The organism is Nonomuraea sp. NPDC049709, from assembly GCF_040674815.1.
Lineage (GTDB): Bacteria > Actinomycetota > Actinomycetes > Streptosporangiales > Streptosporangiaceae > Nonomuraea.
In genome coordinates this window covers 146080-169207 of sequence record NZ_JBFANM010000013.1, presented here as the reverse complement: position 1 = coordinate 169207, position 23128 = coordinate 146080, and the positions used below count along the sequence as shown (strand labels likewise).

Annotated in this window: 20 protein-coding genes and 1 pseudogene; 10 read left to right on the top strand and 11 right to left on the bottom strand. The window is 71.1% G+C overall.

Translation table 11 applies throughout. The features are described from left to right. Positions 1–270: 270 nt before the first annotated feature. The 7 genes and pseudogenes from AB0J69_RS15675 to AB0J69_RS15645 all read right to left on the bottom strand — a co-directional run bounded on the left by AB0J69_RS15675 (position 271) and on the right by AB0J69_RS15645 (position 6949). Positions 271–1266, bottom strand: coding sequence for a class I SAM-dependent methyltransferase (locus tag AB0J69_RS15675; protein WP_364117324.1), 996 nt, complete (start codon positions 1264–1266; stop codon positions 271–273). Between the two features lie 146 nt (positions 1267–1412). Beyond that, positions 1413–2387 (bottom strand): annotated as a pseudogene (locus tag AB0J69_RS15670) (NADP-dependent oxidoreductase). A gap of 259 nt (positions 2388–2646) precedes the next feature. After that, positions 2647–3606, bottom strand: coding sequence for a hypothetical protein (locus tag AB0J69_RS15665; RefSeq protein WP_364117322.1), 960 nt, complete (start codon positions 3604–3606; stop codon positions 2647–2649). Positions 3607–3864: 258 nt separating this feature from the next. Continuing rightward, complete coding sequence (locus AB0J69_RS15660) at positions 3865–5283, bottom strand: amidase (RefSeq protein ID WP_364117320.1); 1419 nt, start codon at positions 5281–5283, stop codon at positions 3865–3867. A gap of 437 nt (positions 5284–5720) precedes the next feature. Then, a complete protein-coding gene (locus AB0J69_RS15655; protein WP_364117318.1) occupies positions 5721–6029 on the bottom strand; it encodes a transcriptional regulator in 309 nt (102 codons plus the stop codon). After that, positions 6010–6495, bottom strand: a complete 486-nt coding sequence (locus tag AB0J69_RS15650; RefSeq protein ID WP_364117316.1) for a hypothetical protein — start codon at positions 6493–6495, stop codon at positions 6010–6012. Before AB0J69_RS15650 ends, AB0J69_RS15655 begins: the two co-directional genes overlap by 20 nt. A gap of 229 nt (positions 6496–6724) precedes the next feature. Next, positions 6725–6949, bottom strand: a complete 225-nt coding sequence (locus AB0J69_RS15645; RefSeq protein WP_364117394.1) for a hypothetical protein — start codon at positions 6947–6949, stop codon at positions 6725–6727. 231 nt (positions 6950–7180) lie between these two features. Here AB0J69_RS15645 and AB0J69_RS15640 point away from each other — a divergent pair, with 231 nt between their 5' ends. After that, positions 7181–7789 (top strand): helix-turn-helix domain-containing protein, encoded by a 609-nt coding sequence (locus tag AB0J69_RS15640; RefSeq protein WP_364117315.1) that lies wholly within the window; start codon positions 7181–7183, stop codon positions 7787–7789. Here AB0J69_RS15640 and AB0J69_RS15635 read toward each other — a convergent pair. Beyond that, on the bottom strand, positions 7758–8081 hold the full coding sequence (locus AB0J69_RS15635; protein WP_364117313.1) for a hypothetical protein: 324 nt from the start codon (positions 8079–8081) through the stop codon (positions 7758–7760). The genes AB0J69_RS15640 and AB0J69_RS15635 overlap by 32 nt on opposite strands. A gap of 42 nt (positions 8082–8123) precedes the next feature. Here AB0J69_RS15635 and AB0J69_RS15630 point away from each other — a divergent pair, with 42 nt between their 5' ends. The 3 genes from AB0J69_RS15630 to AB0J69_RS15620 all read left to right on the top strand — a co-directional run bounded on the left by AB0J69_RS15630 (position 8124) and on the right by AB0J69_RS15620 (position 10367). Beyond that, on the top strand, positions 8124–8303 hold the full coding sequence (locus tag AB0J69_RS15630) for a hypothetical protein (protein WP_364117312.1): 180 nt from the start codon (positions 8124–8126) through the stop codon (positions 8301–8303). A 410-nt stretch (positions 8304–8713) separates the two neighbouring features. Continuing rightward, positions 8714–9085 carry a YciI family protein gene (locus AB0J69_RS15625; RefSeq protein ID WP_364117310.1) on the top strand — a complete coding sequence of 124 codons (372 nt, stop codon included), beginning with the start codon at positions 8714–8716 and terminating at the stop codon, positions 9083–9085. A gap of 43 nt (positions 9086–9128) precedes the next feature. After that, positions 9129–10367: a DUF6596 domain-containing protein gene (locus AB0J69_RS15620; protein WP_364117308.1), complete on the top strand. Its 1239-nt coding sequence runs from the start codon at positions 9129–9131 to the stop codon at positions 10365–10367. 238 nt (positions 10368–10605) lie between these two features. Here the strand turns inward: AB0J69_RS15620 and AB0J69_RS15615 are convergent, their stop codons facing one another. Continuing rightward, complete coding sequence (locus AB0J69_RS15615) at positions 10606–13848, bottom strand: BTAD domain-containing putative transcriptional regulator (protein ID WP_364117306.1); 3243 nt, start codon at positions 13846–13848, stop codon at positions 10606–10608. A gap of 764 nt (positions 13849–14612) precedes the next feature. Here AB0J69_RS15615 and AB0J69_RS15610 point away from each other — a divergent pair. Beyond that, positions 14613–15437 carry a hypothetical protein gene (locus AB0J69_RS15610; protein WP_364117305.1) on the top strand — a complete coding sequence of 275 codons (825 nt, stop codon included), beginning with the start codon at positions 14613–14615 and terminating at the stop codon, positions 15435–15437. 419 nt (positions 15438–15856) lie between these two features. On the opposite strand, the gene AB0J69_RS15605 is transcribed toward AB0J69_RS15610, so the two are convergent. Together AB0J69_RS15605 and AB0J69_RS15600 are read right to left on the bottom strand one after the other, a co-directional pair. Beyond that, positions 15857–16588, bottom strand: coding sequence for a response regulator transcription factor (locus AB0J69_RS15605; RefSeq protein ID WP_364117303.1), 732 nt, complete (start codon positions 16586–16588; stop codon positions 15857–15859). Continuing rightward, positions 16585–17886, bottom strand: a complete 1302-nt coding sequence (locus AB0J69_RS15600; RefSeq protein ID WP_364117301.1) for a histidine kinase — start codon at positions 17884–17886, stop codon at positions 16585–16587. Before AB0J69_RS15600 ends, AB0J69_RS15605 begins: the two co-directional genes overlap by 4 nt. 190 nt (positions 17887–18076) lie before the next feature. On the opposite strand from AB0J69_RS15600, the gene AB0J69_RS15595 reads away from it, so the two are divergent. The 5 genes from AB0J69_RS15595 (at position 18077) to AB0J69_RS15575 (ending at position 23123) form a co-directional block, all read left to right on the top strand. Next, positions 18077–19651 (top strand): hypothetical protein, encoded by a 1575-nt coding sequence (locus AB0J69_RS15595; RefSeq protein ID WP_364117299.1) that lies wholly within the window; start codon positions 18077–18079, stop codon positions 19649–19651. Continuing rightward, positions 19648–20106, top strand: coding sequence for a hypothetical protein (locus AB0J69_RS15590; RefSeq protein WP_364117297.1), 459 nt, complete (start codon positions 19648–19650; stop codon positions 20104–20106). Before AB0J69_RS15595 ends, AB0J69_RS15590 begins: the two co-directional genes overlap by 4 nt. A gap of 35 nt (positions 20107–20141) precedes the next feature. Further along, positions 20142–21308, top strand: a complete 1167-nt coding sequence (locus AB0J69_RS15585; protein WP_364117295.1) for a hypothetical protein — start codon at positions 20142–20144, stop codon at positions 21306–21308. Positions 21309–21312: 4 nt separating this feature from the next. Then, positions 21313–21957 (top strand): hypothetical protein, encoded by a 645-nt coding sequence (locus AB0J69_RS15580; protein WP_364117294.1) that lies wholly within the window; start codon positions 21313–21315, stop codon positions 21955–21957. Between the two features lie 320 nt (positions 21958–22277). Next, entirely contained in the window at positions 22278–23123 is an 846-nt protein-coding gene (locus tag AB0J69_RS15575) for an alpha/beta fold hydrolase (protein ID WP_364117292.1), read from the top strand. The last annotated feature ends 5 nt before the right edge of the window (positions 23124–23128 follow it).

The window sequence follows — 23128 nt, the reverse complement described above, 5'->3', positions numbered from 1 at the left end:
GCCCCGGTCACCGTCTGCACGGGCACCCACCCGGTGGACGCGTCTTCCAACCGCGCGGCAGTGACGCCGGGGGCAGGCGAGTCGCTCATGCGATCACTGTGCCCTCCAAGCGTAGGCAGGGGCCGTAAGTCGCTGCGTCGCAGGTGGCGAGGCCTATGGAGGCGTCGGGGCGGTGTTGGTCAGGGCCGTGTCCCCCACGTCGGCGCACCCTGCCCGCCTGCTCCGCTCCCACACGATGCGGCAGCCGGGATCGTGGCGTGGATCGGACGGTCAGGGGCGGCTACGGCGGGCTGCGACGAGGACCGGACCGCCCTGGACCGTGGGGAAACGCCGTACCTCTGCCAGCCCGGAGGCATCGAGCATCTCCGCAATGTGATCCGTGTTGTACGAGTTGCCTCCATTGCGTACGGCGGTCCAGCCGGCGACGGCTTGCCGCAAGGGGTCGGCAGCTGCGGGATTGGTGCCCACCACGATCCAGCCGCCTGGCCGGAGAGCCTCGACCAGGCGGGGCACGGCCACGTTCAGTGCCGCTTCCGACAGGAAGGGTGCGGGAAGCCAGGTGAGGTCATACGCTGCCTCCTCCGTCAACTCCGTGACATCCAGACAGAGCAGGGACACCCTGCCTGCAGCGTCCGGTTCGGCCCGAGCCAGTTCCCTGCGGCCCAGATCGAGCACTCGCTCCAGCATGTCGATGCCCACGACTTCGGCACGGGGGAATTCGCGGGCGACAGCGAGGGCCAGTGCCGCCACGCCAGTACCGACATCCAGGATGCGGCTGCCTTCGCGATCCAAGCATTCGGACAGCCCAGGCAATTGCGGAACGACCCTGGTAGCAAGCGCTCGGCCGGTCGCGGCGGACGCCCGTCCCTGGCTGAGCAGAACCTCATCGTCTTGCTGGGACCAGGCGCTGTCGGACGCGTCGTCTGCTGCGGCGGAGAGTGCCTGACGCAGCGAGCTCAGACGCGCTGCCATCGCGCTGCCGGCCGCCGCCCCATCGGCGTACACCAATGACGGGTGCGCAACCAGCCCAGTGTCGCCCCTACGGACCAGCCCGACCGCCTCGAGCACGGCAGTGCGCTGCGGATTGGCCATCAGCACCTCGCTGAGTGGTGCCGTGCCCGCATCGCGCAAGGTGGCGACCATGGCGGCCAGTGCCCACGACGCAGCGTCCAGCATGGCTGCTGGTTCGTGACCAAGGCTCAGATCGAAGACCGAGGCGGAAAATGAAGGTTGCGAGGACATGTGAACCTTTTCGATAGACAGCAAACTTGTCGTATTAAGGCGCCACAGGACGTCGGAACGGACACCCTACAACTCACGCGCGTGCACACTACCGGCACCCCCTGACCGCGCGCCCATCGCCAGCTTTGGGCTCCTGGTCTCTTCTCACAGGTCAGAGCGTGATGATCTTCTCAGGACCTGACCCTCGAGGCACCTGCGGTCGGGCCATCTCGCTGGCGGTCCGGATCTTCGCGTGACGGCGGTTGCGGGCCCGCCGCCGCGGCCGCGTGCGCCTCCGCCGCCCGGCCGGCGGGGAAAACCGCTTGAACCGGGACCCGGAACAGCCCCCGTACGGCGAGGTCCGCGGCGAGCGCGAGCCCGTGGCACCCGTCCGGCTGGCCGCCGTACCGGCCGAGCGAGAGGCGCACTCCGCGGTCGGGACCCGTGAAGTCCGAGAGCGTGACCACCGGCTCCGCTCCGCCGGCGAGGGCGATGAGGTCGTCGAGCGAGCCTGCCCCGGCGACGTCGAGCGCGTGGTCGATTCGTGGGATGCCGAGCGCGCGGACCCGTTCGGCCAGACCAGACCCGTAGGTGACCGGAGTCGCGCCGAGATCGGCGAGGAAGTCGTGGCTGCTGGGGCGGCCGGTCCCGAGCACGCGGGCCCCTCGCGCCACCGCCAGTTGCACGGCGATGCTTCCGACGCCGCCCGTCGCGCCGTCGATCAGCAGCGTCGTGTCCTTCGCCGCGGTCATGCCGAGCAGGTCCAGGGCCCGGGTCGCCGTCTCGATGCCCGTCGCCGCGGCGCCCGCTTCCTGCCAGGACAGGGCGGCCGGCTTCGCCGCCCAGAACGCCAGGACGGCGAACTGCGCGCTCGCCCCGCCCAGCCGGGCGGCATCGACCGCCCCGAACACCTCGTCACCGACCGAAGCCCTTGACGCCCGCACCGACCTCGTCGATCACTCCGGCCGTGTCCACCCCGGGGATGTGCGGCAGGGCGAGGCCGTCGCGCGAGGGTGAGTCACCGGCCCGCAACGCGAGGTCGACCGGCGACACTCCGGCAGCGCGGACCGCGATCCGTACCTCGCCCGGACCTGCGTGCGGCTCGGGCGCGATTCGGTGCCGAGCACCTCCAGAGGACCGAACCGGTCGAACTGTACCGCGCGCATGATCACCTCTCCGGCCCGGACCTTCCGGGCGTCGCCCCACGGTGAACATGGAGATGGAGCCGGTGTTCCGGACAGGCGCCGCTCGCCGTCGCGGGTCTGGGCGCCGGCCGCGACCGCGCCGCGGAGCAGTCACCGACGAGTGACGCAGGCAGCGACTTCCTCTACGTCACTCCGGCCTGACCATCGCGGTACGACGGTGTTCCCAGCCGGCCCGGGAACACCCGCCAACACCGGAGGATTGCTAACCCCCGGCGAGGAATCAGTGCTTGCCGCGGGCGTCGAAGCGGGGGTAGAAGTTCGCCTTGTCATCGACCTTGACCAGGGTCTCCACGACCTTGCCCTTGAGATCGACGACGCCGAAGCCGTCGCGGACGGGCAGGAGCAGGTGCTTCTCGTCGTACCAGCCGAATACGGGGAACCGGTGGGCCACCTTGATCCGGGTGACGGCCTTGCCGGTGGCGGTGTCCCACACGCAGGCCGACGACTCCAGGGAGTGGCACGCGGTGAGGAAGCGGCGGCCCGACGGGGAGAACGTGCCGAGCCCGTGGCTGGCGGGGCGGCCGCGTACCTTCCAGGTGCGCTTCACCGCGCCCTCGAGGTCGTACTGGCGGATGGAGGACTCGCCGTTCTTGCCCCAGCGCACCACGACCCCCTTGCTGTCGCGGGTCCACTGGAAGCCGCCGACCGTGATCAGGGCCTTTTCGATGCGGACGAAGCGTGGCTTGAGCGAGGGTACGTCGATGAGCACGATGCCCGCGGACCGGGGTTCGGATCCCGGCTCGAAGACGTTGACCAGCAGGGTCCGGCCGTCCGGCGACCAGGTGGGCCACATCGTGTTCAGGTATTGGCCCTCCCGCGTCGGGTCGGCTTCGACGGGCAACACGACATCTGTCGCCTTACCGGTCCTGCGGTCGACGAAACGCACCGTGGGCGGCCCTTGGCGGCGATCCCGCAGGAGAACGGCTTGCCGGCGCTCGTCGGGCGAAACGGTGGCCTGGCCGTCGATCTCGACGAACGCGCGCCTGGCCGGATCCCAGGCCCGCTGGCCCGAGCCGGGGTCACGCTCCGCGAAGTAGGAATAGAAGCTCAGCTGGACGGGGCGGCCGCTCATCTTGGCCACGATCTTGGCCGTCGTACCGGGCAGCTTGCCTACCGGTGGTTGCACGGGTGTTGCGGCGAGCATGGCTGTCAGGGCCAGTGCCGTTCCTAGGTGCAGCATCGCAGTCAACTCCTCGTCTTCTGGCGCGTCAGCGGATCTTACAAGATCACCCGTTGCGGTGCGTGTCGTTCGCTCCCGGTGCACACCTGTTCGTCGTCCCGTGCCGGCCGGCCATCGATCATGGTTCTCCTGAGCCCAGCTCGTCCAGCCTCCGTACGTGGTGGTCTTCCACACCTTGTACTTGTCGTACCGCTGCCGCCAGGCCCCGCCATGGGACGTTCGGCAAGGGGCCCGGCGGCGGTCGGTACATGCCTGTTGTCAGGCGTTGCCAACGAAGACCGGGGGCGTCCGGTCCTTCCATGGCATGGCCTGTTCCAGGTAGGCGGCGATCTGGAACAGCAGGTCCTCACGGCCGTGGGCGGCGATGAGCTGCACGCCGATCGGCAGCCCTTCGTCGCTGTGACCGAGCGGCAGACTGATCGCCGGGTGGCCGGTGATGTTGAACAGCCCGGTGAACGGCCCATAGTCGGTCAGCGCCGCCCACCAGGTGCTCATGGTGTGGCCGGGGTCGTCGTAGCGCAGGGTGCCGTGCGGCGCCGGCAGGCGGCCCATCGTCGGCGTGATGAGCAGGTCGTACTCGGTGAGGAACGCGCTCACCGATCGGGTCACCCGGTTCTGCGCGTTGAGCGCGGCCAGCATGTCCAGTGCGCTGCACTCCCTGGCGAGCTGGAGGAACTGCCGGGAGACGGCCTCCATCATGGCCGGGTCGGGCTGCCGGGGGGCCAGCAGGAGCAGGGATGCCAAGGCGACCCCCTCGGCCATCCCGGCCAGCAAGACGGCCTCCCCATCGACGTGCGGGCCGGACTCGGAGACGCTGTGCCCCGCCTGCTCCAGCACCTGGCCGGTCAGGATCGCCGCGGCGGCGACCTGGCCGTCGACCGGCGTGCCCGACCAGGGCTGGGTGGTCACCGCCACCCGCAGCCGGCCCGGGTCGGCGCCGATCTCGTCCGCGTACGGGCGGCGTGGGGGCGGCGCGGTGTACTTGTCGCCGATTCCCGGTCCCTGCACGGCGTCCAGCAGGCTGGCGGCGTCGCGGACGGTGCGCGTCAGCACGAACTCGTACGCCATGCCGAGCAGCGCCTCCCCCGCGTCGGGCCCGCACGTGACCCGGCCCCGGGTCGGCTTGAGCCCGACCAACCCGCAGCAGGAGGCCGGAATCCGGATGGAGCCCTGCCCATCGCTGCCATGGGCGACGGGCACGGCACCGGCGGCGACCAGCGCGGCGGCGCCGCCGCTCGACCCGCCCACGCCCCGGTCCAGGGCCCACGGGTTGCGGGTCGGCCCGTATCTGACCGATTCGGTGGAGAAGCTGGCGCACAGCTCCGGCACGGTGGTCAGGCCCAAGGTGACCAGTCCGGCGGCACGGAATCGGGCCATGAGATCGGTGTCGTGCTGGGCGACGACGCCCGGCAGAGCGCGGCTGCCGAGGGTGAACGGCACTCCCTCGGCCACCGGCCCGTGGTCCTTGATGAGGAACGGGACCCCGGCGAACGGCCCGTCCGCCGCGTGGTCGAGCGCGGGCGCGAACACCGGCAGCGCCAGGCCGTTCACCTGCGCGTTCGCCACGGCCAGAGCCTGCCGGGCAACGGTCTCGACCTCGTCGGCGGTGACCTCGCCGGCCCTGATCAGATTCCGGATTCCGACGGCGTCGTACCTCGCGTACTCGTGGAGTTTCATAAAAAATCCATTTCTCGGCGTCCTCGACGCCTGTACCTCGATCACAGCTGGAATGGGCGGACAGCGCGCAGCAAGCCACCAGGCAGGGGGCGCCGCCGATAGCGAGCAGCCTGAACGGGGTGATGGTCGCGACACCGGGCCGGCGGCTCCGGGGACCATCACAGTCAGTGATCGGGGTACGTCTACGCTCGGTACATCACCGCCCATGCTGGTGCAGCCGCCCCGGACCGTCCACTGGTTTTCTCGGGCCGGCAGGCAATGGAAGTCCTCGGCGAGCGCATCGACGATGTGGCTGGCGTGGGCGTCCCCGGCGTGGGCGGCGGCCTCGCACCCTCCGAACCTCATGGGGGTTGCCCGGCGTGACCTGCCTGAACGGTTCGTCCGTGGATCACGCTCATCCACGAAATGTGAAAGCTGCCGGCAGGTCGCGGCCAGGTTCAGCGATCGGTGCCCAGGTCGGCCAGGTCGGCGATGCGGCGCAACTCGGCGAGGTGACCGGCCAGGGCCTTCCTGCCTCGTCCGGTGAGGCTGAGCCAGGTGCTCCGGGGTGCTTTGCCGGAGGTTTTCTGGGCGGCGACGTAACCGGCCGTCTGCAGGACTTTGAGATGCTTGCTCAGCACCGAGTCGCTGATATCGAGGGTGTCGCGGATCGTCGCGAACTCGGCGGATTCTACGGCGGCGAGCATCGCGCAGATCTGGAGCCGGTTGGGGGCGTGGATGATCTCGTCAAACAGCGGTGTGGTCATGGCCCGCTCGCAGGTCCCGCCGTACCGCTTCGTCGACGCGATGGCCCATGACGACGGTGAGGACGCCGACCAGCACGCCGGCCGCCGCGAGAGCGCCGACGACACCGAAGCCCCACTCCAGCACCGCCGCCGCGAGGACCAGGGTGAGGTCGGCCAGCGTGTAGATCGTGCTCACCCGGCGGGCTCCGGGGGTGGCGCTGTAGCGGTCGAGCGCGACCCCGGTCGAGCGCTTGAGCACCCAGCTGAGCAGGAAGATCGCAAGCATCGCGCCGGGCACGCCGTAGGAGGCGAAGCGCAGGCTCATGGAGGCCAGGGCGAAGGCGAGCGAGAGGCCGAGGCCGACGTGGTACCACCAGGGGCTGGTGATGCTGTCGGCCACCCGGGCACGCGTCGAGGAGACCGCTGCCAGGGCCGCCCGCGCAGAGGCTCCATCACGGAGGCCCGGGGACTCAGAGCTGCTTTCCATGATGGAAAGCCTAGCTCGTACTTTCCATGATGGAAAGTACGAGCCGTCCGGCGGGAACGGGCTCGTGTGTCGTGCCGCGATGTGTGCGCTGCGCGGTGTCACGAGTAAATGGGCCCGGTCACTGATCTTGTGACGTGGGACATCAACGCCGGTGTCCAACCTGACGGATCGGCGTGATCATGCGGATTCGGCCGAGCAGCCGCGACAGGAACGGCACGCGGCCCGGTTGTCAGCGGCCGTACGCCTCCAGCAGCCGCAGCCACACCTCGCTGACCGTGGGGAACGACGGAACCGCGTGCCACAGCCGGTCCAGCGGAATCTCGCCGACGACCGCGATCGTCGCGGCGTGCAGCAGTTCTGCGACGTCCGGGCCGGCGAGCGTGAAGCCGACGAGCACTTTCCGGTCCTCGTCGACGACCATGCGGGCGTGCCCCCGGTAGCCGTCGGCGTGCAGGGCGGATCCGGCGACGGCGCCCAGGTCGTGGTCGACGACGCGGATCCGAACCCCGGCGGTCCCGCCTGCTGACCGGGCACCAGGACGGGACGGCCTGCCAGGCCGCCGCCACACTCGTGCCGGTGGCGCTGCCGGACCTCCTCGCCAGACCGAACGTTCTATCTCGGCACAGCATGGCGACCTGCGGTGCACCCTGTCAAGACCGAACGTTCTATCAGCTACGATGGCCGTATGCCCAGCCAAACCGAAGGCCGGCCGTCCGAAGCGCGGTCCCGGCTGCTCAACACGGCCACCCGGCTCTTCTACGCGGAGGGCATCCACGCCGTCGGCATCGATCGCATCGTCGCCGAAGCAAAGGTGACGCGGGCCACCCTCTACCGGCACTTCCCCGGCAAGGAAGACCTTGTCCTCGCCTACCTGAACGAGGTCGACCGGGCCATGCGGGGGCAGGCGGACGAGGCCGTCGCCGCCGGACTACCGGCCGCCGACACCATCCAGGCCCTCAGCAGGTCCATCGCCCAGGGCATCCAGTCCCCCGGCTTCCGGGGATGCGCCTTCCTCAACGCCGCCGCCGAGTATCCCGACCCCGAGTCTCCGGTGCACAGGACCGTGCTCGCCCACCGCCAATGGTTCCTGGACACCGTCACCGAACTGCTGGCCAAGATCCAGGAGACCGGCGCCGAGCCCGCCGCCCGCCACTTCGTGATGATGCGCGACGGCGCCATGGCCGCCGGCTGCCTGTTCGACCCGGCGCTGATCTGCGAGACCTTCCTGCGCGGAGTCGAGAGGCTCCTGCAGGTATATGCCGTCACCGACTACAGCGCACCGGCGGGCGCCTGAAGGCGACGGCGAGCCGCGTGAGATCCTCTCCCGTGACAGCCCAGCCGGTGGCGAGCACCCCGCCGACGGGAGAGACGATCGGTGCCGTCGCCGTGCTGTACACGGTCCAGCGAACGTAGGTCTCGTACCGGCGGGTGCTGGTCAGCGCGCGGAATCCGTCCAGCTTGGGCTCGAACGCCCATGTGCCCGGCCGCCCCGGAGGGAAGCTGTCCACACTCGCCGCCAGCATGGGCTCGATCGGGGTCCGCAGCCGGGTTCGGGCGTGTTTACGCTGGTCGGAAGGCATGGCCATGGGCCGGTTTCTATCGGCCAGCCGAGCAGGACAAAACCCCTATTGAGTACAGAAATCCCCAAGGATGCTGTCCTGGAGCGGCAACGCCTGAAGGGACCGACCCAGCCGAGCCCCGGCAACTCCGCCGGGTGCGCCCTCCGCGACCAGCCCTCCATCGCCGTCGTCGGCGCCTCCCTCACCGGCCGCGCGTGGCACCTCGTCCACACCGCGCCGACCCGGTGAGCGCCGACCTGGTGGTCTTGGCCGACGGCCGCCGCTCGACCGGTCGCCACCTGCTCGACCCCGGCCGCGAGCTGCGCCACGGCGGCTACGTGGCCTGGCGCGGCCGATCCCTGATCGTGCCGCCGGGACCTGCGCGGTCACACCCGGCTTCGAGTCACCCGGGTCAGGCTGCCACCGGCGCGTCCCGAATGCTTGTCCCAGATCTGTGTGAGAGCGCCGCCGCCTTCCGAAGATGCGACGATAAGCTCGCTGATCGCCGCCACCGCTCCAAGGGCCGCTCCGACGGGCGAAACGCGGGTCGGCCGCGCCGCGGCGGGAGATTTCTCCGGGGCCGTGTCGATCCGCGGGCCGCTCGTTCGACATGTGGGTGCGAGGGCCGAGAGGCGGCCCCGCCGGACGAGGAGGACACGATGCCGAAATACCTGCTGATCATGCGGGGCACCGACGAGTCGAACGCGGCCATGATGGCCGACATCGACGAGATGATGGCCACGACCCGCCAGCTCATCGAGGACATGGTCAAGGCCGGCGTTCTCCTCGCGGCGGAAGGGCTGGACGATCCGGGCCAGGGCGTCGTGGTCGACTTCAGCGGCGAGACCCCGGTGGTCACGGACGGGCCGTACGGCGAGACCAAGGAACTGTTCGGGGGCTTCTTCCTGCTCGAGGTCGCCTCGAAGCAGGAGGCGGTGGAGTGGGCCAAGCGGGTCCCTGCGGCCTCCGGGGCCAAGATCGAGGTCCGGCGGGTGCCCGGGAGCGACGAGGTCCCGCAGGTCGACAAGTGATCGTCAAGGGCTGGGCCGGGCGCGAAAGCGACGGCCGGATCTGATGGGTACGGCCGATGTCGAGGCCGTCTGGCGGATCGAGTCGGCGCGGATCGTCGCCGCGCTGACCCGGTTCACCGGCGATTTCGGGCTGGCCGAGGACGCGGCCCAGGAGGCGGTGGCCGAGGCGCTGGTGTCGTGGCCGCTCGCCTCTCCGGCGAATCCGGCCGGCTGGCTGATGGCCACGGCCCGGCGGCGGGCGATCGACGCGATCCGCCGCCGGACCGCCCTCCAGGACCGATACGCCCTGCTGGCGGTCGACTCGACGGTCGACTCAGCGGTCGACTCGGGGGTCGACGAGGAGATCGATCCCGACAAGATCGACGACGACGTGCTGGCGCTGATGTTCATCAGCTGCCACCCGGTGCTCTCCCCCGAGGCCCGGGTGGCGCTGACCCTGCGCGTGGTCGGCGGCCTGTCCAGCGAGGAGATCGCCCGCGCGTTCCTCGTGCCCGTGCCGACCGTGCAGGCCCGCATCACCCGGGGCAAGAAGACGATCGCGGCGGCCGGGGTGCCGTTCGAGCTGCCGCCGGCCGCCGAGCGCCGGGAGCGGCTGGGCGGCGTGCTCAGCGTCCTCTACGTGATCTTCACCGAGGGGTCGACGGCCACGTCGGGCGACCGGCTGCTGCGCCCCGACGTCGCGTACGAGGCGATCCGGCTGGCCCGCACCCTGGCCGCGCTGCAGCCGGACGAGCCGGAGGTGCACGGCCTGCTCGCGTTGTGCGAGCTGACGGCCGCGCGTTTCCCGGCACGGACCGGCCCGGACGGTTCGCCGGTCCTGCTCGACGAGCAGGACCGGCGGCGGTGGGACTTCTCGGCGATCCACCGTGGGCTGGCCGCGCTGGCCAAGGCGTCGACCCGCGGCCTCGGCCCCTACGGCCTGCAGGCCGCGATCGCCGCCACCCACGCGTCGGCGCCCTCGGTCGAGGCGACCGACTGGGACCGGATCGTGCTGCTCTACGAGGCGCTCGGCCGGGTCGCACCCTCGCCGGTGGTCGAGCTCAACCGGGCCGTCGCCGTGGCCATGGCCTCGGGCCCGGTGCAGGCCCTGGCCATCGTGGACGAGCTGATCGCCACGGACCGGCTCCCCGGGTCGCATCTGGTTCCGACCGTACGCGGTGAGCTGCTGGCCCGGCTCGGACGGCGACCGGAAGCGCGTGCCGAGCTGGAGCTGGCGGCCCGGCTGTGCGCCAACCAGCGCGAACGCTCAGTGCTGCTGCGCAAGGCGGCCGCGCTGGGCTGACTTCTCCAGTCGGTGTCCTGGATGGTGGCGGAGCAGGGCGCCCGCGAGGTGGCCTGGCGCCGCGCAGCCGGGCCGGGCGCCGCGCTGGCGACCTTCGGGGAGGCACTGCCCGACCCGCTCGCTTCGCCGCGCTGGTCCTCGACGTCACCGACGGTTCGAGGCCCTGGGTTTCGGCCCTGCCGGGCGATGGCGTGTGACGCCCCCGGAAACCCGTACGCCTCACCCGCGGCCGCCGCCCTCAGCGTTCCAGGGATCGTCCGGCGGGCGTCGGCGAGCCTGGCCGCCCTTCACGCGCGAGCCGGGCGTCCAGCGTTCTCACGCCACTCTCGTGCGAGATCCCGCGGAACAGTTCGCGGGCCTCTTCCCAGACGGCCCTGGCCGTGCGGTGGTCGCCGGCGGCGGCGTGGGCGTCGCCGAGGGTGCGGAGCGTCCGCGCCAGATAGGGGTTCGAGCCGCGGGTTCGCCACATCCGCACCGAACGTTCGAGGGTGGCGATGGCGGACGGCAGGTCTCCTTCGGCCAGGTCCAACTCCCCGAGAACGCTGAGCGAGTCGGCGAGATAATGGCCGAAGTTGCCGTCCTCGCTGTGGGCCAGCGTCAGTTCGGCGGTCGCCCTGGCCCGCTTGTCGCCGGCCTTGGCGAACAGCTTCGAGAGGTAGAGCAGCGAGAACGTCTCCAGATAGCGGTAGTTCAACCGCCGTGCCATTCCCAGGGACCTCTCCAGCAGTTCCTGTCCGCCCGCGATGTCACCGCAGAACGATTTCGCCGCGCCGAGGAACTGGGTGACCGTCGTGGTGTAGTGAGCGTTGCCGAGCGCCTCGGCGATTTTCACCGCCTGCTCCAGCACGGTGTGCGCCGCTTGCGGGTCGTCCTCGCCGTGGATGATCGCCAGTACGTGATAGGCCCGTGCCTGGCCGCCGAGGTAGTCCACGTCGGCGGCCGTCCGCAGAGCGCGCTCCGCCAGGGCGAGCGCTTGTGCACCGCCGTTCCCGTCGGCCGTCAGGCTCCAGGCCAGGGTGGCCAGGCTGTCGGCCATCCCGACCGGATCGTTCAGCATGGTGAACAGGTCGAGGAGCTGCGAAGCGCCGGCCCGCATCCGTGTCATCGCCGGTCCGGGGCCCGGCGGCGAGTTCCAGGTGGTGACCTCCAGGAGGCCGCGCATCAGCACGGCCTCGCCGCGCTTGTCACCGGTCTCACGGCACAGCGCGAGCGCCTGTTCGTGCATGCGCTGCCAGCCGTCGTACAGGCCGCGCACGTTGAGGTACGTCTCGGTGGACCCCGCGAGGTCCCATGCGAGTTGGGTCAGGCGCGCCTCGCACGCTTGGGCGACCCCCGCCATCAGCGCGGCGTGCTCCGCGCCGAACCAGGCCATCGGGTCGGCCAGCAGCGGGCCGGAGACCGCCGCGGGCAGCCGCCAGCGCGGCGCGCGGCTGTGCATGAGTGCGTAGCAGGGGCCCGGGACGTGCTCCGCCGCCACCTCCGCCAGCGCCAGCCAGGCACCCAGGGCCCGCTGGAGCGCGGCCTCGCGCTCGGATTCGGAATCCTCGCGCTGCGCCCGCTCACGCGCGTACAACCGGATCAGGTCGTGGAACCGATACCTGAGCCTGCCCGTCTCGTCCGTCCCGGTGAGGTTCAGCAGATGAGCGTCGACCAGGGTTTCGATCTCACGTTCCGCCTGCCGCACCGGCACGTCCAGGAGGGCCGCCACCGCCCAGGAGGCGAAATCGGGCGCGTCGAGCAGCCCGGCCAGCCGGAAGGCCCGCCGCGTGCTTGCGGGCAGCATCCGGTAGCTCATCTCGAATCCCGCGCGGATGTCGAGGTCGCCCGCCACCAGTTCGTCCAGCCGGTGCCGCTCCTCCCCGAGGACGCCGGCGAGGTGGGACAGACTCCATTGCCTTCTGCCGAGGAGCCTGGCCGCGGAGATGCGGACCGCCAGCGGGACCCGGCCGCACAGCCGGGTGATCTCCAGTGCCGCGTTCGGGTCGTCCTGGACGCGTTCGTCGCCGACGATCCTTCTCAGCAGGTCCATGGCCTGGCCCGACGGCAGGACGTCGAGTTCCAGCAGGCTCGCGCCCTCGAGACCGACCAGCCGGACACGTCCGGTGAGGAGCACGGCCGTGCCTGAAGCCCCGGGCAGGAGCGGCCGCACCTGCTTCTCCCCGGCGACATCGTCGAGCAAGATGAGCATTCTGCGTCCGGCCAGACAGCTCCGGTAAAGCGCCACGCGTTCTTCCAGGGATTCGGGTATGCCGGTGGGGCTGACGCCCAGTGCGAACAGGAACCGGCTGAGCACGTCCTCTGGGCGGGCAGGGTCTGCGGAGGCGCCGCGCAGGTCCGCATAGAGCTGGCCGTCGGGAAAGCTTCCCGCGACCCGGTGCGCGACGTGCACCGCGAGCGTGGTCTTGCCCAGGCCCCCCAGACCCGCGATGCTGGCCAAGGCGACGGTGCCCGGCCGCGGCTTGGTGAGGAGGTCCGCGAGGTTCACCACCTCGTCGTCCCTGCCCGTGAAGTCCGCGATGTCCGGCGGCAACTCGGCGGGAGTGGGAGCCGCTTGAGGTTCAGGCATCGGGGCCGAGGCATGGACGGGACGGCCGGCGGACAGGGCCCGCCTGTGCGCGTGCCGGACTTTCTCGTTCGGCTCGGCGCCCAGTTCATCCGGCAGGTGCGTGGCACGTTCACGGCAGGCCCGTGAGACCTCCGCAGGGGAACCCGTGATCGTCGCCGTGACGCGAGGAACGAGGTCGAGTGAGGGGTCCTGCGTGAGGATTCGCTGATGCATGTCGTGCAGCTCTCCGGCCGGGTCCAGACCGGTCTCCTCGATCAGGGTCGTGCGGGCACGTGCGTATTCGGCGAGCGCGTCCGCCCGCCGGCCACAGCGGTACAGCGCCAGCATCAGCTGCGCGCGCAGCCGCTCCCGTAGCGGGTACTCGATGGTGAGCGCGGTCAGCTCGCCCAACAGCCCGGCATGGCGTCCCAGCCTCAGGTCCGCGGCGATCCGCGACTGCAGGACCGACAGGCGGATCTCGTCCAGCCGCGAGGCCTCCGCGGCCAGCATCGGGACATCGGTCATGCCGGCGAACGCGGGCCCGCGCCAGAGGCTCAGCGCCTCGTGCAGGCGGTGGGTCGCCTCCTCCGGTTCACCGGCGGCCTCCACCGCCTGCCCTGAGCCGGCCAGGGTCTCAAACCTCGCCGCATCCAGCTCGTCCCCATCCACCGGGATCAAATAGCCGGTGCCCTGCCGCACCACGAGAGCCGGGTCGCCCAGGTGCCGCCGGAGCCGGTGGGCGTAGGTCTGCACGTTCTTGGTGGCGCTCTTCGGAGGGGTGTTCCCCCATAGCGCCACGACGAGTTGATCTTCCGAAACCGGGCAACCCGCCTGGCACAGCAGAACCGCCAACAGCACCCGCGCCTTGGGCGTGCCCAGATCGACCTGCTCACCCTCGCGCCATGCCGTCAGCGGACCTAGTATCCCAAACTCCATAGTGCTCCCTTGGCTGGACGCACTGTAAACCCGGAGGGCTTGTTTCGTCGGTCCACTCGGTGAAGAAACCCTTGCGAATCTTTCTCGCCCAGCCCTCGGTCCCTGACGGCATGGGTGCCGAACGCGCCTGGGCTCAAACCGGGGAGCGGCCATGGCGTCGTTCGCCCTCCATCACCCGCTCCGCCGCGGGCCCCTTGGACGTGGACCAAGGTCACCCGGCTCCTTGTGCCGGCCCGCATCGCGCCGGCCGCGGACACCGCCACACGTCCGTGCTGCCGGAGCCGTACCACGAGGACCGGCGCGACTGTCTCCGCCCCGCGGATGAGGCTCGCCGAGGATGCCTCCAAGGTGCGCAGCGACATCAGGTGAGGGACGCTGCACCCGTTCAGCCACGCGAAGCCGGGTGACCAGGCGTATTCCCCTCGTATTCCACGGCGCTGCCGACGCGTGCAACGATCACTCCACTGAATTTCGGCCCGGGGGATCGCTCGCGTCAGAGGGATTCGAGCATGACGAAGCCTCATTGGAGTTCCTCCGCCTTGGCGACCGCCCCGGTGAGCACCTCGGCCGCCCGCCCCGACCTGTGCGTACACGTCAAGGGCCGAGCCGGTCTGGGTCTGGCCCCGATTGTGGCGGTCGTGTTTCCGCATCTTCCACGGGACAAAAGTTCAGGAATGTGCTCGCCGGAATTACATTGATTCTTCGCCGGCCATACTCCTGAAGCGTTTCCGGTTCGTGATCTGGATCCAGGATGATCGCGCCCCATGAAGCAAGCGATCATGGGCGTCACCGCCGGCGCCGCCCTCCTCTTGACCGCCACGCCCGCCGTGGCCGCCCCCAAGGACCCGCTCGCGGCGCTGCGGGCGCAGCTCGTGGCGGGCAAGGGCGTGTCGTTCTCGTTCCGCATGCACGGACAGTCCACGCCCCTCACGCAGACCGGCCGCCTGCAGTTCGGCAAGAAGGGCATCGCGGCCTCCGACATCACCGGCAAGCTCGCCACCGGTGACGACGAGAAGCCGGCCGACGACTTCGGCGGCGGCGAGGACCCGAGCGCCCTGGCCACCGCCATGGGGAAGCCGGAGCGCACGATCCGCATCGGCCGGACGTCCTACGTCAGTGGCGGCCCGATGAGCGCAGGCCTGCCCGAGGGCAAGACGTGGTACAAGCAGTCGCCGGGTTGGACGAGCGGCATGACCGCCCTCTTCGGCGGCTTCGTGAACGCGGCCGACCCGAGCACGTTGAAGGCGCTGCTGGCACGCTCCAAGAGGAGCGGGTCCACGTACAAGGGGTCGATGATGGTCAAGGACCTGCTGAAGGCCTCGGACTGGTCCCGCGCCACCATGTGGTGGAAGCTCGACTCCGGCGTGAAGGTGAACTGGACGCTCGCCGTCGGCTCCTCGGGCCTGCCGGTCAAGCTGACCACGCGGCTGGAGAACAAGAAGACCGGCGTGAGCAAGACCGCGATGGAGATGCGCTACACCAAGTGGGGCGCCAAGGTCTCGATCAAGGCCCCGGCCGCGAGCACGGTGACCACCAAGCTCGACTCGGAGAAGGCCACGCTCCAGCTCCCCCCGGCGCCCAAGCGCTGATCACGGCCTGACGTCGGGCCAGACCAGCCGGTGGTCGGAGCTCGGGAACGGGAAGACGCCGGCCACGCGGGACAGCGGATCGCTCGGCACCGGCCAGAAGCCGCCGCCCGCCACCGCCTGGCCGGTAGGACATGGTCGGCGCGCAGGTTGCGGGCTGCGCAACGCATGGGGGCCGGGCTGACCGAGCCCGGCCGGTTGACGCCCGCAACTGTTGGTTGTCCAATCCTGGTGGGAAGAGCCGCCGCTGTTCGTGATGGCCGGGGCGATCAGCACATTCCTTCCGCTTGCCGGTCATGACGCTTCCTTTCCTCCAGGCGTTTCTTCGAGCGCCTCGGTCTATTCAGGGAATACGGCTGGTAGACGGGCGCTGGATCAACGAGTGGAACCGGCTTGGCTCCCGGTTGGCGTCCCGTGCGGGATCAAGGATCGCGGCGGGTTCCCTCTCGGCGGCGCCTGCCCCGCCCGGCCTGGTCCTTTCCGGGATCGGGATGAGCAGGGGCCTGGCCGACGAGGCCGTTGAGGTGGGCGTAGGCGACCGCGTGCACCCGGTCCCGCAGGTTCAGCTTGGTCAGGATGCGCGACACGTGCGTCTTGACGGTCTCGTCGCCGATCCCGAGACGGCCGGCGATCTCGGCGTTGCTGTACGCCCCGGCGAGCAGCAGCAGTACCTCGCGTTCCCGCGTGGTGAGGAGGTCCAGGTCGGCCGAAGGGGGAGACGGGGCGATGCCGTCGGCGAGACGGGCGCTGAGGCGGCGGGTCACCGAGGGGTCGATGAGGGCGTCGCCGCGGGCGGCCACCCGGACGGCCGCGATCAGTTCCTCCGGCGGGAGGCTCTTCAGCAGGAATCCGCTGGCTCCTGCCCGAAGGGCGCGGTGGACGTACGTGTCGTGGTCGTAGGTGGTCAGCAGGATGACCTTGGTGGCGTTGGCCGGGTCTGCGAGGATCTCCTCCGTGGCGCGCAGGCCGTCGAGCCGGGGCATGCGGATGTCGATGATCGCGACGTCGGGACGCAGCCGGAGCACCTCGCTCACGGCGGCCCGGCCATCCGACGCCTCGCCCACGCAGGCGAGGTCGGGCTGGGTGCCCAGGACGGCGCGCAGACCGGAGCGGAACATGGCATGGTCGTCGGCGATCAGGACGCGCAAGGTCATGAGGGGCTCAGGGGGAACGTCGCGGTGGTGGTCCAGGTCCTGCCGTCGGGTGCGGGTCCGTAGCTGGTGTGGCCCGAGAACACGGCGGTACGGCTGCGGATCCCCTGCAGCCCCCGGTGCGGCGAGTCCGGCCGGGCATGTGCCCGCGTGCCGAGGAGGTTGGAGGCGGTCACGGTGAGGCTGGAGGGGTCGTGGCGCAGCTCGACCTCCGCGACACCGCCGGCGCCGTGCCGCAGGGCGTTGGTGAGCATCTCCTGCACCACCCGGTACACGGCGATGTCCAGCGACTCCGGCAGCGGGGACGGGACGCCGTGGACGGTCACCCGCGCCCGCAGGCCGACGGCGCGGAGGGTGTCGAGGAGTTCGGGGAGGTTGTCCAGCCCGGGCTGGCTGTCCTCCCCCGACGGGTGGCCGTGCAGGACGTCCAGCAGCCGCCGTAGGTCGAGCATCGCCGCCCGGCTGGACGTCTCCACGGCGGTCAGCGAGTCCGCCAGGTCGGGAGCGCCCGGCGCCGCCGCGGCCCGCAACCGGGCCACCCCGGCGTGGACGCCGATGGCGCTCACGTGGTGGGAGATCACGTCGTGCAGGTCGCGGGCGATGCCGGCGCGCTCCTCCGCGATGGCCGCCGCCAGGGCCTGCCGCGCCTCCGCCTTCTCCCGCTCGGAGCGTTGTTCCAGCTCGGCGATGTACGCGCGTCGGGCGGTGGTGTACCGGCCGACGAGCCAGGGCAGCAGCGCGCTGGCCATGGGGGCGAGCAGGAGGAGCTCCTGTGCGAAGTTCGCCCCGCCGAGGATCGGTCTCGCGAGGGTCCCCGCGGTCAGGAAGAGCAGGGACACCACCGCCGGCCACCGGTCCAGCCAGGCACCAGCCCGGTAGGCGGAGATGAGCATGCCCGCGCTGTTCAGCGAGGGCATCAGCGCGGTTTCGGGGCGCAACAACGTGCCCGCTACCTGGACCGTCGCCTGAGCGACGGCCACCACTCCCGACAGCCGCGGCGCGCTGGCCAGGCCGGCGTCCACCACGACGATCGCCGCCAGCATGGCCCAGCGCCATCCCGCCGGAAACGCGGGGGAACCGGTGGAGTGGGCGAAGGTGAGGGCGTCGACCACCAAGGTGACCGCGGCGATCACGATCGCCTGACGGGTCAGAGGCCCATTGACGTCGCGGATGCGGACGGACCCGGCACCAGGCCCGTCACGTCCCTCCCTGTCGGGCACCGGCACCCCTTCCTCGTTCACGAGCTCCCATGATGCCTGGTCGGCGGCGGTGGCCGAGTCCCCCGCCCGGGGGACCCGCATCCCCTGGCGCCGTGACGACAGCGGCGGGCGGCCTCCCTAGGCTGCCCGCACGATGAACGACTCCGCCGCTCGTGCGAGGGAGTGCGACAGGTTCCCGCGCACGGCTCCTTGTCTCCCACCTGTCCAGGTTGTCCGGCCCGGGAAGCCCGGTCGGCCGCTCCGGCGCCGCCTCGGTGCCGCGCTCGCCGTCGTGCTGACCACCGCGGCCCTGACGCTCGCCATGAGCCCACAGGCCGGGGCGGACTCAACCGGCGGCGACGTGCAGGTCGCCCAGACGCTCGGCGACCGGGAGCTGACCGTCATCCTGCGCCGGGTCACCGGGGTGCCCGGACCGCTGCACGTGGATGTGTTCACCCACGCGGGCACGCCCGCCGGCGCCCTCGACCTGGCGGCGGTACCCACCGGGGTCTCCTCCTCCGCGTCGGCGGCCTCGGCGTCCGGCACGGTCGTCCACACCGCCGTGGTCACGCTGGGGAGCCGGCCGGGGACCTACTCCGCGGTGCTGGACGTCACCCAGGCCGGCCCGTGGGAGCTGTCGCTCAGCGACGGGCAGCGGACCGCGACGATTCCGTTCATCGTGCCGAAGCAGACCACCTCACCCGCGGAGGCCGCGGCCTACCTGGGCTTCTCCGGCGCCGGGGGGCTCATCCTCGTCACCGTCCTGGTCGCCGTACGGGCGCGGCGCGGCTGGTGGACGCTGGTGCCGGGCGGCGGGCTGGTCGCCTGCCTGACCGTGGCGGTCACCGGCGCGCTGCTGTCGTCGCAGCTGCCGCTGCCGCCGTCTCAGGGCGGCCAGGTGGACGCCACGATCGACGGCGTCAACGATCCCTACGCATCCGTCGGGCAGCGGACCGGCGACTACTCGCGCCCGCCCGCGACGCTGCTGCTGTCGTCCTCCACAAACCGGGCGGGTGAGGTCGCCGAGCTGCGGCTGACGCTTTCGGACGCCGCCACCGGCCTGCCCCTGGACGACGTCGTCGTCCACGACGGCGCGCTGATGCACCTGCTGGCCATCGGTCCCTCGGGGCAACTGTGGCACCTGCACCCCGTACGGACCGGACCCGGCGAATTCGAGGTCCCCTTGTCACTGCCCGAGGCAGGCCACTACGCGGTCTCCGCCGAGTTCGCCCGCCGGGGCGGCGGCGTCCGACAGCTGCGCTCCGCCACCGGCATCGACGCGGTGTCCGGCTCCGGCGCGCGGACCACGGCCGGCGACGCCCCGGCGCGGGCAGGGACCGGTTCGCGGACCGTGGCCGGGGTCGAGGTACGGCTGTCCGCGTCGTCGCTGGTGGCGGGCAAGGCCACCGTACTGACCGCCCGCGTGGGGGACACGGCGACCCTGCAGCCCTGGCTCGGCATGCTCGGCCACCTGATCGTCGTCGGTCCGCTCCCGCCCACGGCAGCGGTGGGGGCGGCGACGCAGAACGCCCAGCTGTGGGCCCACTCCCACTCCATGGGCGCGATGCCGGACAGTGCTCACGACGTGAGCCGCACGCAGGAGACGCCGCACATGGGAAGGCACTCGTCGCCGGCATCATCCTCCGCCTCCTCCGCGGAGACGCACTCGATGAGCGGGCTGACCTCCCTCAACGGCGACAGCACCGCCGATGAGACCGTCGCCGCCTACGGCCCCGACGTCGCCTTCGTCTACACCTTCCCGGCCGCCGGCCACTACCGGATCTGGATCCAGGCCGAGCGCGACAACACCATCCTGACCGTTCCCTACCTGCTCCACGTCACCGGCACGGAGGACAGGACCCCATGAGCCCGTCCGGTCGGCGTTCCCTGGTAGCCGCGGTGGTCATGGCGGCGATCCTGCTCACCGCGCTGTCGGTCCATGCCCTGTGGGCGCCGTGGTCAGGCGGGACGCGGCCCGCGTCGGACTCCGTCCCTCGGGGCGCGCTGACCCTCACCGGCGGCACCGCCCACGACGTGGTGACCCTGACGGTCTCCGCGCCCGTCACCGGAGTCACCCCGGTCCATGTCCGGCTCGTACCGCGCAACGCGACCGTCCGGTCATCACCGGTCGTCACGGTCTCCGCGGTGCTGCCCACCGCGGGCCACGCGGTACCCGATCTCCCCGCCGTACGCGTCTCCGGCAACAGCTACCACGTGGCCGGCCTTCCGCTGATGATGCCCGGCCGATGGGAGTTCCTGGTCGCCGTGGACGGCGACGGCCGTCACGAGCGGCTCGTCTTCCCGCTCACGGTCTCCCCCTGATCGCGCACACCCCTCTTCCGAGAAAGGCATGTCCGATGGATCCTGTTCCCGCATCCGCGCCGGCCGGCCCAGGCGGGCCCGCCCCGTCCGACCGGCAGCCCACCGCCGTGGCCGGCGCGTACACCGTGCTGGCCGGAACGCTGCTGTCGACGGTCGGCCTCAGCTGGGACGTGCAGTGGCACATCGAGGTCGGCCCGGACACCTTCTTCACCCTGCCCCACCTGCTCCTGTACGCCGGCAGCGCCATCGCCGGCATCGCCGGCCTGGTGATGGTGCTCCGCGCCACCTTCGCCCAACGGGCCGGGCGCCCCGCCGACCACGCCGGCGGCAGTCCGGTCCGGGTTCTCGGCGGCACGTTCACCGCGCCCCTGGGATACCTCGTCGCCGGGACCGGCGGCGCGTTGTTCCTGCTCTACGGCCTGCTCGATCTGTGGTGGCACTCCCTGTACGGCTTCGACGCCGTACTGGACTCCCCGCCCCACGTCGCCCTGTTCATCTCCATCAGCCTGACCATGGTCGGCAGCGTCATCGTCTTCGCCGCCGCCCGCGCGCGGCGCTGGGGGCGGATCGGGCTCGTCGTCAGCATCCCCGTACTGATGACGTTCACCCCGATCACCACGTACGCGTTCCAGAGAATGCCCCTTCCCATCGACCCCAGGCTCGCGGGCACCGTCTTCTTCGCCGTCTGCTTCGTGCTCATGGGAGCGATCACCTTGCGGCACCGGCGGGTGGCTCTGTCCATCGCGGTCGTCCTCGGCGGCATGCAGCTGTTTCTCTGGTGGTTCTCGCCGTGGGCCGCGAGGGTCTACGCGGACTACGTCGGGCTGCCTCTGCGGGACAACCTCAGGGACATGGCGCCTGTGCTCCCGGCCGGCATACCGATGTTCATGCTCGCCGCGGCCCTGGTGATCGAGGGGCTGCTCTGGCTGGGGCGCGGGCGGGGCTGGTCGGCCCGCCGGCTGCCGCAGCTCGTCGGCGCCGTCGGCGGCGTGGTGGTGAGCCTGTCCATGCTCGTGCAGACGTCGATACTGCGTGGATGGGCAGGGAGAGGGCCGATGGGCCAGGCCACCACGTCGGCGACCACGGTGCTGATCGACGTGGTCATCGGGCTGGGGCTCGGTGCCCTGGCCGGCTATCTCGCCGCCCGCTTCGCCGTACTGCTGCGCCTCAACACCCCCGCCGCCGACCAGGAAGGCCGCTGACCCGATGCACGTCCGAACGTACCTGCCGGCACGGCCGCGACCGGCCCGCGCCACCCGCTCCGCGCCGACGCACCGCGCCCGCAACCTGCTCCTGGCCGTGTGCGTCATGGGAGCCGCGATCCCGGTCTCGGCCCCGCCCGCCCAGGCCCACGCGCCGGCGGAGCCCGCGCAGGTGTACGCGCCGGTCGACGTCGTGCACACCGAGCGGGTGCAGGCCGGCCCGTACCACCTGACCGTGGGCTTCTCCAGGTGGCCGCTGCGCGCCATGCAGTCGCTGGACTTCACCTTCGCCCCTGACGGTGGACTGACCGGCAAATCCGGCACGCTCGGCATGACCGGCCCCGGCATGGAGGGGGGTGGGCGCGGGGCGGCCCCGCTGTCTCGCCATCCGCGCAAACGGGATGTTTGGGGCCTGGACATCCAGTCGCTGTCCACGGCCGGAAAGTGGAGCTTCACCTTCGCCGTCAACGGCCCCCTGGGACAGGGAACAGGCACTCTCGACAACGTCACGGTCCTCGATCAGCCCGGCCCGCCGCTGGCGCTGAGCTGGGCCCTTTGCACCCTGCCCGTCCTCGGGCTGATCGCCTTCCTGGCCGTCGCCTGGCGACGTCACCGACCTTCCCGTCACCTCGCGACGCTGGGCATCTGACGAGGTGGCCGAACCTGACGCGGCACATACCGCTCTCCCGTGCGTACGTGCGGGGGTCCGCGAGCCGGGGAGTGGCAGGGCCTGGCTGAGCACTGTGAAACCACTGATGATGGTCCTGTGATCGACCACGGAAGCAGCGGCCACGGATGTCGTATTCACCCACGGTCAAGCCTGCGGCCCGGGTCGAGCAGGCGCCGTTGCGATCTTGAGTTCGCCTGATGGGTCGCGGCCGCGGCCGCGCGAATGCAGCCGCCGGCCGGCCACCTCATCCCCGTCCACGCCGACATCCGCGAAGTGCGCACGATCCATAGGGAGCTTTCATGTCCGCCACCTCCACTCTGGTGTTCGTTCACGGTTTCTGGCACGGCTCCTGGTGCTGGAGTGAGGTCGTCCCCCATGTGGTGGCCGCCGGGCGTCCGGCCGTTGCGGTGGACATGGCGGGGCACGGGCTGTACGCCCGCCGTCCTCAGTGGTTCACCGAACCGCCGTACAACCCCGAGGCGGTCCGCACAGAGGTCTCGCCCGTGGGGGACGTGAGTCTCGACGATGCGGCCGAGCTGCTGACTTCGCAGGTCAAGCGAATCGGCGGGGGCGAGCCGGTTACGGTGGTCGCCCACAGCGCGGCCGGTCCCGTACTGACCCGAGTGGCCCAGCGGACGCCCGAACTGGTGGCGCACGCGGTGTACCTGACCGCGTACATGCCGGCATCCGATGTGCCGGCCGCGGCATACACGCGGCTGCCGGAGGCCGCCGATGACCAGGTCGCGCCGTTGTTACAGGGTGACCCGGCCCAGACAGGCGCGCTGCGGCTCGACCTGGCCACGGACGACGCGGCCTACCGGCAGGGGCTGTACGAGGCGTTCTACGGTGATGTGGACCCGGTCCTCGCCGACGCCGCCACCGGCCTGCTGACGCCCGACGGTCCGATCGGCATCATGCTGGGCACCACCACCCTGACCCACGACGGCTGGGGATCGGTGCGGCGCACATACCTCACCTGCACGCGGGACATGGCGATCCGGCCGGGCGTGCAGGCGAAGTTCATCTCCGAGGCCGACGCGGCCTTTCCCGACAACCCGACCTCCGTCGTCGCGCTCGACGCCTCCCACTCGCCATTCCTCTCCATGCCCGGCGAGCTGGCCGGCATCATCACCCCGCTCGGCTGACACGA

What these genes read in the sequence shown, in the direction of transcription:
- AB0J69_RS15605 (WP_364117303.1), bottom strand. Translation starts at nt 16,588, where the DNA reads ATGACCTTGCGCGTCCTGATCGCCGACGACCATGCCATGTTCCGCTCC.
- AB0J69_RS15600 (WP_364117301.1), bottom strand. Translation starts at nt 17,886, where the DNA reads ATGCGGGTCCCCCGGGCGGGGGACTCGGCCACCGCCGCCGACCAGGCA.
- AB0J69_RS15575 (WP_364117292.1), top strand. Translation starts at nt 22,278, where the DNA reads ATGTCCGCCACCTCCACTCTGGTGTTCGTTCACGGTTTCTGGCACGGC.
- AB0J69_RS15650 (WP_364117316.1), bottom strand. Translation starts at nt 6,495, where the DNA reads ATGGAAAGCAGCTCTGAGTCCCCGGGCCTCCGTGATGGAGCCTCTGCG.
- AB0J69_RS15580 (WP_364117294.1), top strand. Translation starts at nt 21,313, where the DNA reads ATGCACGTCCGAACGTACCTGCCGGCACGGCCGCGACCGGCCCGCGCC.
- AB0J69_RS15590 (WP_364117297.1), top strand. Translation starts at nt 19,648, where the DNA reads ATGAGCCCGTCCGGTCGGCGTTCCCTGGTAGCCGCGGTGGTCATGGCG.
- AB0J69_RS15615 (WP_364117306.1), bottom strand. Translation starts at nt 13,848, where the DNA reads ATGGAGTTTGGGATACTAGGTCCGCTGACGGCATGGCGCGAGGGTGAG.
- AB0J69_RS15625 (WP_364117310.1), top strand. Translation starts at nt 8,714, where the DNA reads ATGCCGAAATACCTGCTGATCATGCGGGGCACCGACGAGTCGAACGCG.
- AB0J69_RS15660 (WP_364117320.1), bottom strand. Translation starts at nt 5,283, where the DNA reads ATGAAACTCCACGAGTACGCGAGGTACGACGCCGTCGGAATCCGGAAT.
- AB0J69_RS15585 (WP_364117295.1), top strand. Translation starts at nt 20,142, where the DNA reads ATGGATCCTGTTCCCGCATCCGCGCCGGCCGGCCCAGGCGGGCCCGCC.
- AB0J69_RS15655 (WP_364117318.1), bottom strand. Translation starts at nt 6,029, where the DNA reads ATGACCACACCGCTGTTTGACGAGATCATCCACGCCCCCAACCGGCTC.
- AB0J69_RS15665 (WP_364117322.1), bottom strand. Translation starts at nt 3,606, where the DNA reads ATGCTGCACCTAGGAACGGCACTGGCCCTGACAGCCATGCTCGCCGCA.
- AB0J69_RS15640 (WP_364117315.1), top strand. Translation starts at nt 7,181, where the DNA reads ATGCCCAGCCAAACCGAAGGCCGGCCGTCCGAAGCGCGGTCCCGGCTG.
- AB0J69_RS15620 (WP_364117308.1), top strand. Translation starts at nt 9,129, where the DNA reads ATGGGTACGGCCGATGTCGAGGCCGTCTGGCGGATCGAGTCGGCGCGG.
- AB0J69_RS15635 (WP_364117313.1), bottom strand. Translation starts at nt 8,081, where the DNA reads ATGGCCATGCCTTCCGACCAGCGTAAACACGCCCGAACCCGGCTGCGG.
- AB0J69_RS15610 (WP_364117305.1), top strand. Translation starts at nt 14,613, where the DNA reads ATGAAGCAAGCGATCATGGGCGTCACCGCCGGCGCCGCCCTCCTCTTG.